Here is a 13,080-nt window from a genome sequence, read left to right on the forward strand (position 1 = left end):
CGGCCACAGTCTGCGCCTCCTCCGCCGCCCAGGCCAAGCCGGCTAGCTTGCGAGCTCCGTCAGCATCTCTGGCCGCTTCGTCGCGGCCTGCGCCGCGACCTCTCCGACGACGATCAACACCGGACCGTCGAGATCGCTCGGCGCCATCTCAGCCAGGCTTGCGAGCACGCCCGTGAACAGCCGCGCGTTGGGCCGCCCCGCGTTCTCCACCGCCAGGACCGGCGTCGTCGCTGGGCGACCCGCCGCCAGCAGCCGGTCGCGGATCGCACCGGCCGCCGCGCCGCCCATATAGATCGCCAAGGTCGCCTCGGGATCGGCCGCCGCCCGCCAGTCCTCGGCCAGGCTTCCCTGGTCCAGCCGCGCCGTCGTCAGCACCACGCGCCGGGCCTGACCCCGGTGGGTCAGCGGAAAGCCGAACTGCGCCGCCGCCGCCGCGGCCGCCGTGACGCCGGGAATGACTTGCGCCTCGATCCCGGCCGCCTGCAGTGCGGCCATCTCCTCGCCGACCCGACCGAACACCGACGGATCGCCACCTTTCAGCCGGACCACGTCCAGCCCCCGCCGCGCCAGCCGCACCATCAGCCGGTTGATCGTCGTCTGCGCCATGCTTGTCCGCCCGGCCCGCTTGCCGGTCTGGATCTTCAGGCAATTGGCCGGCGCCAGATCCAGGATCTCCTGAGGGATCAGCGCGTCGTAGAGCAGCGCCTGCGCCTGCTCGACCGCGCGCGCCGCGCGGACCGTCAGCAGATCGGCGGCGCCGGGACCGGCTCCGACGAGCAGAACGCGGCCAAGTCGGGGGTCATGCGGCATGGCGCACCTCCTTGCTTTGGGTCTGGGCGATGATGCGAGCGATCTCGGGTCGGCAGGACCCGCACGACGAGCCGGCCCCCGTCACGTCGCTGACGGCGTCGACCGTGCCGGCGCCGGCCTCGATCGCAGCGCCGATCTTGTCGGCCCGCACGCCGCGGCAGGCGCAGACCAGCGGCGCGCTCTCGACCGCGCGGCCGGGCGCCCGGCCGATCAATAGCGCGGCGCGGTCCAGGGCGGTCAACGCATCGCGGGCGAACAACTCGGCCAGCCAGTCGCGGGGCGGCAGGGCGCCGCTCGTGGCGGTGAACAGCACACGCTCCAGGGCTTCGCCGGCCAGATAGGCCTCGCGCAGGCTTCCCGCGGAAACATCTTCGAAACGCAGCGGCTCTCCGGAGGCGCCCTTGCTCAAGGCACGCCGCAGGGTTTCGCGTTCGGTCTCGTCGCCACGCCCGGCGAACTCGTGCAACTGACAGCCGTGCTGCGGGATGCGCCGCCACACCAGATCCAGCCCGGCGGGGACGGACCAGCTCTCGCGCGCGATGAAGAAACCGCGCCAGGTCTCACGATAGGCCCGCACCCGCGCCGGCGTGTGCTTGAACTCGGGCTGGCCCGACTGTGGGTCGACCGCTGCGGCCACTAGCGGGTTGGCCCGGCCGCTCGGCGCGAAGGCCTGCGTCCAGTGCATCGGCATGAAGATCGCGCCCGGCCGCTGGCGATCGGTGACCTTGGCCAGTGCGACAGCCTCGCCCTGCGCGGTCTGCACCCGCGCCAACGCGCCGTCGACCACGCCCAGATGCTCGGCGTCGGCCGGATGCATCTCGACATAGGGCTCGGGGGTATGGCGGCAAAGATCGGGAGCCAGCCCCGTCCGCGTCAAGGTGTGCCAGTGGTCCCGCACCCGGCCGGTGTTGAGCGCCAGCGGGAACGATGGGTCGGTGGCCTGCGCCGGCCCTTTCGCCTGCGTGACCACCATTCGCGCCCGGCCGTCAGGGGTCTGGAAGACGCCGTCCTCGAACAGCCGCGCCGTGCCGCCCGTAGCGGTCACCGGCCATTGCACCGGCTCCAGCGCCTCGTAGGCCTCAGGCGTCAGCGCCGCCAGCGGTCCCAGCGACAGCATCCGGTCCTGGTTCTCGTAGTTCGTCAGCCGCGCCCATTCACGGAACACCTGGGCGGGCGTGCGCCAGTCGAAGGCCTCGCGGTGCCCCATGGCGCCGGCGACGTCGGCGATGATCCGCCAATCTGCCCGCGCCTCGCCCGGCGGGTCGAACAGCCGCCGCTGGCGCGAGATCCGCCGCTCGGAATTGGTCACCGTGCCGTCCTTCTCGCCCCAGGCCAGGGCTGGCAGCTTCACGTGGGCGAAGGCCATGGTGTCGGTCTGCGCCATGCAGTCGGAGACCACCACGAACGGACACGCGGCCAGCGCCGCGCGCACTTTCGTCGCGTTGGGCAGGCTGACCGCCGGATTGGTCGCCATCACCCACAGGGCCTTGATCTTGCCCTCGGCGATGGCGTCGAACATGTCGATGGCCTTCAGCCCCGGCCGCGGCGCCACATCCTGCGCGCCCCAGAACCGGGCCACGCGAGCGCGCGAAACCTCGTCGAAGTCCATGTGTCCGGCCAGGGTCGTCGCCATGCCCCCGGTCTCGCGCCCGCCCATGGCGTTGGGCTGGCCGGTGATCGAGAACGGACAGGCCCCCGGCTTGCCGATCCGGCCAGTCGCCAGATGGACGTTGAGGATCGCCAGCCCCTTGGCCACGCCCTGGGCCGACTGGTTGGCGCCCATCGAGAACAGGCTGACGCTCCGCGGCGTCTGCGCGAACCAGTCGAAGAACTGCTGCAGGTCGGCCAGCGGCACCCCGCAGTCGGCCGCCACGGCCGCCGGCGACTGGTCGTCCTGCGCCAGCGCCGCCTTCACCTCGGCGAAGCCCGCCACGTGCGCGGCGATATAGTCTGCGTCCAGCGCCCCGCGCCGGTCGAGCTCGGCCAGCAGCCCGTTCCACAGCCGCACGTCGGTCTGCGGGGCCAGCGGCAGGTGCAGATCGGCGACCTCGGCGGTGTCGGTGCGCCGCGGGTCGATGACCACGTGCCGCTGCCCGCGCGCCCGCGCCTGCTCCATCCGCCGGAACAGCACCGGGTGGGTCCAGGCCGCGTTGTGCCCCGAGAACACCACCAGATCGGCCAGGTCCAGGTCCTCATAGCAGCCCGGCACCAGGTCGGCCCCGAACGCCTGCTTGTGGGCCACAACCGCCGAGGCCATGCAGAGCCGCGAATTGGTGTCGATGTTCCCCGAGCCGATGAAGCCCTTCATCAGCTTGTTGGCCGCGTAGTAGTCCTCGGTCAGCAACTGGCCCGAGACGTAGAACGCCACCGAATCCGGCCCATGCCGCGCGATCGTCTCGCGAAAGCGCCGGGCGACCAGGGCCGTGGCCTCGTCCCAGCTGGCGGCCCGCCTGCCGATCACCGGCGTCAGCAGCCGCCCATCCAGCCCGACCGTCGCGCCCAGCGCCGAGCCCTTGGAGCACAGCCGCCCGAAGTTCGACGGATGAGCCTCATCGCCCGCGACCTCCAGCGCCCGCCCCTCCGGCCGGCCGGCGACGCCGCAGCCGACGCCGCAATAGGGGCAAGCCGTGCGAACCACGCCCCCGCTCATGGCCTCAGCTCCGCCCCAGCAGCAGGCGCCCGTCGCGGACCTCGAGCGGTATGACCGGCGTGCAGCCCTTGCCGCGGTCCGCGCCCATCGGCTCGCCGCTGGCCAGGTCGATCGACCAGTTGTGCAACGGGCACGCCACCGCATGGCCGTGGACGATCCCCTGGCTCAGCGGCCCGCCCTTGTGCGGGCAGGCGTCCTTCAGCGCGAACACCTTGCCGTCTCCGGTCCGGAAGATGGCGATGTCGCCGTCCGGGGTCGGCACCCGGCGCGCGCCGCGCAGCGGAATGTCGGTCACCGCCCCGACGTCGGTCCAGGCGATCGGGTCTTTCACCAGCACGTTCATGACGGCGCGAACTCCATACGGCGGCTAAGCGGGGTGAACTCTTCGGCGTGACGCCCGGCGACGCGCTCGGCCCAGGGGTCGATCCGCGAGAAGCGCTGCGAGTAGGAGAACCGGTCGTAGAGCGCCTTGCGGGCCTCGGGATCCTCGACCTGGGCCTTGATGCTCTCCAGGCCGACGCGCGCCATCCATTTGTAGATCCGCTCGAGGTACCAGCCATTCTCGCGGTAGAGCTGCGTGATCGCGCAGATGGTCCAGACGGCCTCGTCCTCGCTGGCGACCTTGGTCAGGATCTCGGTGCCCTGGATGTGCAGGCCGGCCGCGCCGCCGACATGGATCTCATAGCCGCTGTCGACGCAGATCACCCCGATGTCCTTGCAGGTCGCCTCGGCGCAGTTGCGCGGGCAGCCGGAGACGGCGAGCTTGACCTTGGCCGGCGCCCACGAGCCCCACATGAACTTCTCCAGCCGCACGCCCAGGCCGGTGGAATCCTGGGTCCCGAACCGGCACCAGTCCGATCCGACGCAGGTCTTCACCGTCCGCAGGCCCTTGGCGTAGGCGTGGCCGCTGACCATCCCGGCGGCGTTCAGGTCCGCCCACACCGCCGGCAGGTCGTCCTTCTTGACCCCCAGCAGGTCGATCCGCTGGCCGCCGGTGACCTTCACCGCAGGCACGTCGAACTTCTCCACCACGTCGGCGATGGCGCGCAGTTCTGCGGCGCTGGTCATGCCGCCCCACATCCGCGGCACGACCGAATAGGTCCCGTCCTTCTGGATGTTGGCGTGGGCGCGCTCGTTGATGAACCGCGACTGCTTGTCGTCGCGGTACTCTCCCGGCCAGGCGCACAGCAGATAGTAGTTCAGCGCCGGCCGGCACGAGGCGCAGCCGTCCGGCGTCGTCCATTCCAGCCCCTGCATCGCGGCCGGGATCGACTTCAGCCCTTCGGCGACGATCCGCCGGCGCACCTCGTCGTGGCCCTTGGGCGTGCAGCCGCACACCGGCTTGGGACCGGTCTGCACCTGGAAGCCGTCGCCCAGGGTCAGCTTCAGCAGCTTCTCGACCAGCGGCGTGCAGGACCCGCAGGACGCCGACGCCTTGGTGACCGCGCGCACCGAGTCCAGGGTCGAGAGCCCCTGCCCCGTGATCGCGCCGGTGATCTCGCCCTTGCAGACGCCGTTGCAGCCGCAGACCTCGGCCTCGTCGGCCATGGCGGCAACGGCGGCGCTAGGGTCCAGACCTCGAAGGCCCTCCGTCACGGTCTGCCCGAAGATCAGCGTCTCGCGGATGTCGGCCACCTCGGCGCCCGACTTCATCAGGTCGAAGTACCAGGGCCCGTCCACGGCGTCGCCGAACAGCACCGCACCGGCGACCTTGCCGTTCTCCAGCACCACGCGCTTGTAGACCCCGCGGCCGGCGTCGCGGAACACGATGTCCTCGCACTCCGTCCCGCCGCCGAACTTCCCGGCCGAGAACACGTCCACGCCGGACACCTTCAGCCGCGTCGAGAGCACCGAACCCTCGTACGCGCCCTCGCCCTGGGTCAGGGTCTGCCCCAGCGCCTTGCACATCTCCCAGATCGGCGCGACCAGGCCGTAGCACTGGCCCCGGTGCTCGGCGCACTCGCCGACCGCCAGGATCGCCGGGTCGGAGGTGCGCATCGCGTCATCGACGATCACGCCCCGGCCGATCTCCAGCCCGCTGTCGCGCGCCAACGCCACGTTCGGACGAATCCCGACCGCCATCACCAGGATGTCGCACGGCAGCACCCGGCCGTCCTTGAGCCTCAGGCCCACGACCTTGCCGCCCTCGCCGACGATCTCCTCGGACTGGGCGCCCAGCACCGTGTCGACCCCGCGCTGGGCCATCGCCTCGACCAGCAGGAAGCCGGCGGAGGCGTCCAGCTGGCGCTCCATCAGCACGTCCATCAGGTGGATGACCGTGGCGCCCATGCCGCGCCGGACCAGCCCATAGGCGGCTTCGATGCCCAGCAGCCCGCCGCCGATCACCACGGCCTTCGCGCCCGGCTTGGCGGCCGCCGCGACCATCGCCTCCACATCGTCCAGGTCGCGGAAGGTGACCACGCCCGTGAGGTCCGCCCCCGGCAGCGGCAGCCGCACCGGATCGGACCCCATGGCCAGCAGCAGCCGGTCATAGGGCTCGGCCAGCCCGGACGCGGTGCGGACCACCTTCGCCTCGCGGTCGATCTGCGTCACCGCATGACCGGCGTGCAGCGCGATGCCGTTGTCGCGGTACCAGGCCTCGTCGTTGAGGACGATGTCCTCGAACGCCTTCTCCCCGGCCAGCACCGGCGAGAGCATGATCCGGTCGTAGTTCACCCGCGGCTCGGCGCCGAAGATGGTGATCTCGTAGCGGTCGGGGTCGCGCTTGAGCACTTCCTGGACCGCCCGGCAGCCGGCCATGCCGTTGCCGATGACGACGAGCTTTTCCTTGGGCATCGTAACGCTCCGGGTCACAGAGGAAGTCACAGGCGGATCTCGGCGCCGGCGGCCTGCGCGCCCCAGGTCTGGCGCCAGCGCGCCTTCACCCCGGTCAGGCAGGCCAGGGCCAGCAGGGCGAGCCCCGCAAAGGCCAGCAGGCCGGGCTGGTAGCTGCCGGTCGCCTGCTTGGCCCAGCCGAGGCTGGCGGCCAGGTAGAAGCCGCCGATCCCGCCGGTCATGCCGACCAGGCCGGTGACGACGCCGATCTCCTTGCCGAACCGCTGCGGCGCCAGCTGGAACACCGCGCCGTTGCCGGCCCCCAGCGCCATCATGCTGAACATCAGCACGCCCAGCGCCACATAGGGGTTGGCCGCTTCGAAGCTGGCCAGGGTCAGGCCGACCGCGGCCAGCATGTAGACGACCGTCAGGGTGCGCACCCCGCCGAACCGGTCGGCCAGGGCCCCGCCGACCGGGCGGATGAACGAGCCGGCGAACACGCAGGCCGCGGTGAAGAAGCCGGCGGTCACGGCCGACAGTCCGTATTCGGAGTTGAAGTAGATGGTCAGCGACGACGACAGGCCGACGAACCCGCCGAAGGTCACGCCGTAGAGCAGCATCAGCCACCAGGCGTCGGCGGTGCGCAGCACGCCCAGGTACTCCGACATCTGCTTCGGCGGCGGACGGTTCGGCGCGTCCTTGGCGAAGATCAGATAGACCACGAAGGCGACCGCCAGCGGCAGCACGGCCAGGCCGATGACGTTGCTCCAGCCGAAGGTCTGGGCCAGGCCAGGGGCGAACAGCGCCGCCAGGGCGGTGCCGGAGTTGCCGGCGCCGGCGATGCCCAGCGCCAGGCCTTGATGCTCCGGCGGATACCAGCGCGAGGCGAGCGGCAGGGCGACGGCGAACGATGCCCCCGCCACGCCCAGCACCACCCCCAGCATCAGCACCTGATTGTAGCTGTTGATGCCCATGAACCAGGCCAAGCCCAGCCCCGCCATTACGATGACCTGACCGATCAGGCCGGTCTTCTTGGGACCGATGTGGTCGACCATCACCCCGGCCACCAGGCGCAGGATCGCGCCCGACAGCACGGGGATGGCGACCATCAGACCTTTCTGGCCGGGATCGAGTTGCAGGCTCTTGGAGATGGCGACGCCCAGCGGGCCCAGGATCACCCAGACCATGAAGCTAAGGTCGAAATAGAGGAACGCCGAGAGCAGGGTCGGCGTGTGGCCCGACTTGAGGAAAGAACGACTCAGCATGGCTGGTTGGCCCCGTGCAGGAATGAACGGAAGCGGCGGCGTCGCCGAAGGCGGATCCACCCGTCATCGGGCGTTATCCAGGGGCCGCGAACGCCGTTGTCCTGAGGCCGAGACCAGGAGACCCCGCGCCGGCCGGGGCGTCATCTGCAAATCAAGGGGGGACGGCTGGGCGAATGCTGCAGCGCAAAAACGCGGCGCCTGAAAATCAGCAGTGACCGGATTTTAGGCGTTCTGGCCCGCCCAGGCCGCCTCATAGAGGTCCAGGCGATAGACTTGGCCCGCCACCGACGAGGTCTCGGCGTCGGCCGCGACCTGACCCCAGCGCGCCATCTGGCCCAGCAGCCAGGCGGCCTGCGGCGGCCTGGGCGCGTTCGCCCCGTCGCGGTGGAAGATCACGTCGTCCAGGCTCGCGGCGATCGCCGCCCTCGGCGCATCCACATAGGGCGCGGCCGCCAGCAGCCCCGAAAGCTCTGCCCGATGTTCCGGGGCGTCGCACCAGGCGGCCGCCGCGATCAGCGAACGCAGCAGCCTGCCGAGAACCTCGCCGTTCTCCTCGGCCCACTCCTGCGTGACGCCCAGCACCTTGTCCGGCGCCTTGCCCCACAACTGCGAGGCGCGCACCGCCACCCGTCCGGCTCCGGACGCGACGGCCACGCTGCTCCACGGCTCGCCGGCGCAGAAGCCCTCGATCACGCCGTCGGCCAGCAGCTCGGCCATGCGCGACGGCGCGGCCACGGTCAGCCGGATGTCACGGTCGGGATCGACACCCGCCGCCGCCAGCCAGTCGCGCAGCAGGTAGTTGTGCACCGAGTACGGATAGACGACCGCAAAGGTCAGCGGACTCGCCCCCTCCTTGCGTCGCCGCGTGATCAGCTTGGAGAGCGCCTGCGCCTCGCCATTCTCGCCGGGGGCGACGCTCAGCCGGGTCGACAGCGTCACCGCCGCCCCGTTCAGGTTCAGCGCCATCGGCGCGATCATCGGCGTCGGCTCGCTCCCCGCGCCCAGGGTCGCGGCCAGCGCCAGCGGCGCCAGCATGTGCGCGCCGTCGAGAGCCCCCACGGCGACCTTGTCGCGAATCGTGGCCCACGACACCTCGCGGCTGAGTTCGACCCGCAGGCCTTCCGCTTCAAAGAAGCCGCGCTCCTTGGCGATCACCAGCGGCGCGCTGTCGGTCAGGGGCACGAAGCCCAGTCGCAGGACCTCGCTCATGCCCCGTCTCCCTTCAGCACGCCCGCAAAGGCCAGCAGGTCCGCCGCGACCGCCCCAAGCGGCCGGCCGGTGTCCATCGAGAGCTTTCTCAGCAGCCGGTAGGCGGCGTCTTCCTCCAGCCCCCGCTCCTTCATCAGCAGCGCCTTGGCGCGCTCGACCGTCTTGCGTGAGGCCAGGTCGGCCTTCGCGCGCTCCAGGTCCTGGCGCAGTTGGCTCATCAGCTGAAACCGGGTCATCGCCACTTCCAGGATCGCCCGCACCCGACCGACGGCCAGGCCATCGACGATGTAGGCGGCGACGCCGGCCCGAACCGCCTCCTCCGCCAGGCCCGGTTCCGAGCGGTCGACGAACATCACCACGGGCCGCGGATTGGCCAGGCTGGTCTCGCGCAGGCTCTCCAGAGTGTCCCGATCGGGGCTGTCGGCGGCCACCACCACCACGTCCGGCCCGAAGCGCGCGGCCTCGGCTTCGTCGAACACCGCCGCGCGCCGAACCTCCAGCGGTTCGACGCCGGCCAGGCCCTCGGCGACGAGGGCGGCCCGGGCCGGATCAGGATCGATGACGAGCACGCGCATGCCGCTCGACTAAGAGCGCCCGTGCGCCCTTGCGCAGGGGCCAGTCGCCGCGCTCGCCCCCACGACGTCAAAACGCCCGGCGATCAGTCAGTCGGCGCCCGATTTGTCGGCATTTTCATCCCGTGGCATGCACGCCAGCAGCGCAGCGCGCTCGTCTAACGTGTTCGCTCCACGGATTCGCGTCGCGACCTCCAGCCGGCAGACCGGCCGCGCCAGCCCGGCCCGCTCGACCAGCCGCGCCAGGGGCCAGCTCGCTGCGGCGTCCGCGGGAATGGCTCCCAGCTCCAGCACCATCGGCAGGTGCAGGCCTTCATAGGCCGCGCCGGGGGACAGAGCCTCCAGCAGCGGCGCCAGATCCTCGGCATGAAGCGTCGGGGCGTCGACCGCCAGCACCAGCGCCTGCGTGCAGCCAGCTTGCTTGAGCGCCGCAGCCCCGGCCAGCACCCCGCCGACAGGCCCGCCCAGCGGCGGCTCGTCGCGTACGGACGGCAGGCCGTGATCGCCTGCGCCGACGGTGATCACCGGGTCTGCGCCGGCCGCAGCCGCCAGCGCCGCCACCCGTTCGACAGCGGTTCGGCCCTGCCAGACCTGGGTGGCCTTGTCCGCACCCATGCGCGACGAGGCGCCGCCGGTCAGGATCATGGCGCCCAGGCGCTGGGTCATCGGCTCGGCGTCAGCCGCACCTGACCTCTTTCACGACGCCGGTGGCGGCGTCGTAGAAGAAGTTCAGCCGGCGCTCGTTGAAGTCCATCGTCACCGGGCAAGTCGTGCAGGCGACCCGCTGCAGGTTCGGCAGCACCGGCACCGGAATTTCGGTGCGCGGCCGTCCGACATACTTCTGGGCGTCGGCCGCCCCGCATTTGTCGGGTTCAGGCGGCGGCGGCGCCGGCGGCGCGGGCGCAGGTTTCGGCGGCGCCGGGGGCGGAACGGGCGGACTGTCGGCGCAAGCCGAGAGCGCGATCAGCGCCGCACCGAGGATGACGATCTTCTTCATGCCTGCTTCTCCCATCCCCTCTCCTGCTGCTTCCAGTAGACGGCAGGATGGCCCTTGGCCTTCACGACCTTCCACTGACTGCGCGCCACGGCGAGTTGAGCCTCATCGCGACCGTCGAACACGATCATGCATCGGGCGTATCCGGCAAGGTCTCCCGGATCGGCGCCATCGACCACGAAAAGAACGTCTGCGGCGTTCGGATTGTCCATCGCCGTCGTCAGCAGGATCGGCTGGCGCGCCGTCTGCGGCTCGTCCGCGGTCCCGTGCGGCAGGAAACTGTCGTCACGATAGGCCCACAGCCACCCATCCAAATGCTCGATCCGCTCCGCCTCGCGGGCGCGGACGATCGCCTTCCAGCCACGTCCCAGCGTCCGCTCCAGCAGGTCGGGCAGCACCTGGTCCAGCCCAGACCGCTCCAGGTGGTAGAACCAGACCTCGCAAGGCGCTTCGCTCAAGCCGCCACCTTCAATCCCAACAGCCGCGTCAGGGCCAGCATGGCGCTCGCCACTTCCCCAGGATGCGTGGCCATCGAAAGGTGGTGCAGGTCCCGCCGCAGCGTCGGCCATCCCAGCCGCCGCGCCTCGCCCGCCTCACGCTCATAGGCCTTCGACAACCGCAGGAAGCCCCAGCCCACGTCCTTGGGCAAGTCGATCTGCGGCGCGGCCTCCTCGAACCAGCTCATCGGCGTGGGGGCGAGCTCTCCGACGAACCGGTCGCGGAGCGGGCCTTCGGGGATCAGGCTTTCCAACGCGCCGGCCGGAAACCACTGGTCCCAGGCCGGGATCATGCCGTCCTCAGCCTTGGATTTCAGGCTCGCCACCAGGCCGTCGCCCGCCGTCTCGAACCAGCAGCGGCCCGGATGCGGGGGGATGGCGTCGACATAGAGCACGCCGCGCACCTGCCCGTTGCTCGCGGCGACGATCGACGGCGCGAGCCCCCCGGCCGCCGAATGGACAGCCAGAATGAACGGCCCGCCCTGGCTGAGCACCTGGGCCGCGACCGCGCGCGCGGCGCTGTCGTAGTAGGGCGCCGCGAGCGCGGCCATCGGCGGGATCACCGGCCGCGTCGCCTCGATCCCCCGCGCCGCGAACTCGGCCGCGACCGGCCCCCAGGCCGCGGGCCCGGTCAGCGGACTATGAAGCAGGATGAATCGCATGGGACCTTTCTCTCCCTCCCCCGGGCAGGGAGGGTGGATCGCCGCGCAGCGACGAGACGGGTGGGGCCCGCGGGCTCGGGCCTCCACCCTGGTCGCTACGCGACCTGTCCCTCCCCGTGAAGGAGAGGGAAATTCACGCTCAGCCTTCGTACTTGTCCTGAACCATGCGGTTCAGCAGCCGCACGCCATAGCCGGTCGCACCGTCCGGGATCGTCGGGATGGTGGACGGCTTCTTCCAGGCGGTGGAGGCGATATCCAGGTGCGCCCACGGCACGTTGTTGACGAAGCGTTGGATGAACAGCGCCGCGGTGATCGAACCGCCCGGCCGGCCGCCGGTGTTCTTCATGTCGGCGATCATCGAGTCGATGTTCTTGTCGTACTGCGCCGGCAGCGGCATGCGCCACAGCGGCTCGCCCTCGACGCCCGAGGCCGCCAGCAGGTTGCCCGACAGCTCGTCGTTGTTCGAGAACAGGCCGGCGTAGTCGTTGCCCAGGCTGATGATGATGGCGCCGGTCAGGGTGGCCAGATCGACCATGAACTTCGGCTTGAAGCGGTCCTGGCAGTACCAGATGGCGTCGGCCAGAACGAGGCGGCCTTCGGCGTCGGTGTTGATGATCTCGATGGTCTGGCCCGACATCGAGGTGACCACGTCGCCGGGACGCTGGGCGTTGCCGTCAGGCATGTTCTCGACCAGGCCGAGGATGCCGATGGCGTTCACCTTGGCCTTGCGGCCGGCCAGCACGTGCATGAGGCCGGCGACCGCGCCTGCGCCGCCCATGTCCCACTTCATGTCTTCCATGCCGTCGGCCGGCTTGATCGAGATGCCGCCGGTGTCGAAAGTCACGCCCTTGCCGACGAAGGCGATCGGTTGGGCCGACTTGTCGGCCGCGCCGTACCACTTGATCACCGCCAGCTGGCTCTCGCGCGTGCTGCCTTGGCCGACCCCAAGCAGCGAGCCCATGCCAAGCTTCTCCATCTCGGCTTCGCCCAGGATCTCGACCTCGAGGCCGAGGCTCTCCAGGGCCTTCACCCGGCGTGCGAATTCGGCCGGATAGAGCACGTTCGGCGGCTCGGAGACCAGGTCGCGCGAAAAGGCGATGGCGTCGGCAAGGGCGGCCAGCGGCGTAAAGTCGGCCAGCGCCTTGTCGGCGTCGGCCGCAACGACCTGCGCCTTCACGATCGAGGGCTTCTTGTCCGCCGGCTCCTTGGTCCGGTAACGGTCGAACCGGTAGGAGGCCAGCCGCACGCCCAGCGCCGCGCGCGCCGCCGAACCGCCTTGCGGCAGCTCGATGCGCAGCGTCGTCAGGCCGGAGGTCTTCACCGCATTGTAGGCGCTCGCCGCTGCGTGCTCGGCGCCCACGTCGTCGAAGCCGTCCTTCTTGCCGGCGCCGACCAGCAGGATGCGCCCGGCCGCGCCCGGCGCGCCGATGACGTCCAGGACCTGGCCCTTGGCGCCGGTGAAGCGCTGCGCGCTCGCCGCCCGCGCCAGCGCGCCGCCGGCCTGGGCGTCGGCCTGGCCGGCCGCGCCGTCCAGCAGGGCGCCTTCGAACACCACCAGGGCCAGTGCGCTTTTCTCAGAAAGCGCGGCGCCGGCCGCGATGAACTCGATCTCCATCAGTCTCGAACTCCGATAAGAATTGGGCCCG

Annotated in this window: 12 protein-coding genes; all 12 read right to left on the reverse strand. The window is 70.8% G+C overall.

What is annotated here, in order from left to right:
* Positions 1-42 precede the first annotated feature (42 nt).
* Positions 43-810 carry a uroporphyrinogen-III C-methyltransferase gene (gene cobA, locus ASC79_RS02790; protein WP_056019331.1) on the reverse strand — a complete coding sequence of 256 codons (768 nt, stop codon included), beginning with the start codon at positions 808-810 and terminating at the stop codon, positions 43-45.
* The gene (locus tag ASC79_RS02795; RefSeq protein WP_056019334.1) at positions 800-3,460 is read right to left on the reverse strand and encodes a nitrate reductase; all 2,661 of its coding nucleotides are present in this window, start codon (positions 3,458-3,460) and stop codon (positions 800-802) included. Before ASC79_RS02795 ends, cobA begins: the two co-directional genes overlap by 11 nt.
* A gap of 4 nt (positions 3,461-3,464) precedes the next feature.
* The gene (gene nirD, locus ASC79_RS02800; RefSeq protein ID WP_056019336.1) at positions 3,465-3,803 is read right to left on the reverse strand and encodes a nitrite reductase small subunit NirD; all 339 of its coding nucleotides are present in this window, start codon (positions 3,801-3,803) and stop codon (positions 3,465-3,467) included.
* The gene (gene nirB / locus ASC79_RS02805; RefSeq protein ID WP_056019341.1) at positions 3,800-6,256 is read right to left on the reverse strand and encodes a nitrite reductase large subunit NirB; all 2,457 of its coding nucleotides are present in this window, start codon (positions 6,254-6,256) and stop codon (positions 3,800-3,802) included. Before nirB ends, nirD begins: the two co-directional genes overlap by 4 nt.
* A gap of 26 nt (positions 6,257-6,282) precedes the next feature.
* Positions 6,283-7,500 (reverse strand): NarK/NasA family nitrate transporter, encoded by a 1,218-nt coding sequence (locus ASC79_RS02810; protein ID WP_056019344.1) that lies wholly within the window; start codon positions 7,498-7,500, stop codon positions 6,283-6,285.
* A 222-nt stretch (positions 7,501-7,722) separates the two neighbouring features.
* Positions 7,723-8,709, reverse strand: a complete 987-nt coding sequence (locus ASC79_RS02815) for a CmpA/NrtA family ABC transporter substrate-binding protein (protein WP_056019347.1) — start codon at positions 8,707-8,709, stop codon at positions 7,723-7,725.
* Positions 8,706-9,284, reverse strand: coding sequence for an ANTAR domain-containing response regulator (locus ASC79_RS02820; protein ID WP_056019350.1), 579 nt, complete (start codon positions 9,282-9,284; stop codon positions 8,706-8,708). The genes ASC79_RS02815 and ASC79_RS02820 overlap by 4 nt, the downstream gene beginning before the upstream one ends.
* Before the next feature lie 87 nt (positions 9,285-9,371).
* Positions 9,372-9,947, reverse strand: coding sequence for a molybdenum cofactor guanylyltransferase (locus tag ASC79_RS02825; RefSeq protein ID WP_056019353.1), 576 nt, complete (start codon positions 9,945-9,947; stop codon positions 9,372-9,374).
* Between the two features lie 10 nt (positions 9,948-9,957).
* Positions 9,958-10,278: a peptidase inhibitor I78 gene (locus tag ASC79_RS02830; RefSeq protein ID WP_056019356.1), complete on the reverse strand. Its 321-nt coding sequence runs from the start codon at positions 10,276-10,278 to the stop codon at positions 9,958-9,960.
* Complete coding sequence (locus ASC79_RS02835; RefSeq protein WP_056019360.1) at positions 10,275-10,733, reverse strand: DNA polymerase III subunit chi; 459 nt, start codon at positions 10,731-10,733, stop codon at positions 10,275-10,277. Before ASC79_RS02835 ends, ASC79_RS02830 begins: the two co-directional genes overlap by 4 nt.
* Positions 10,730-11,434: an alpha/beta hydrolase gene (locus ASC79_RS02840; protein ID WP_056019363.1), complete on the reverse strand. Its 705-nt coding sequence runs from the start codon at positions 11,432-11,434 to the stop codon at positions 10,730-10,732. The genes ASC79_RS02835 and ASC79_RS02840 overlap by 4 nt, the downstream gene beginning before the upstream one ends.
* Positions 11,435-11,573: 139 nt before the next feature.
* Positions 11,574-13,049, reverse strand: a complete 1,476-nt coding sequence (locus ASC79_RS02845) for a leucyl aminopeptidase (protein WP_056019366.1) — start codon at positions 13,047-13,049, stop codon at positions 11,574-11,576.
* Between the last annotated feature and the right edge of the window lie 31 nt (positions 13,050-13,080).

The sequence above is a fragment of the Phenylobacterium sp. Root1290 genome (assembly GCF_001425305.1).
Lineage (GTDB): Bacteria > Pseudomonadota > Alphaproteobacteria > Caulobacterales > Caulobacteraceae > Phenylobacterium.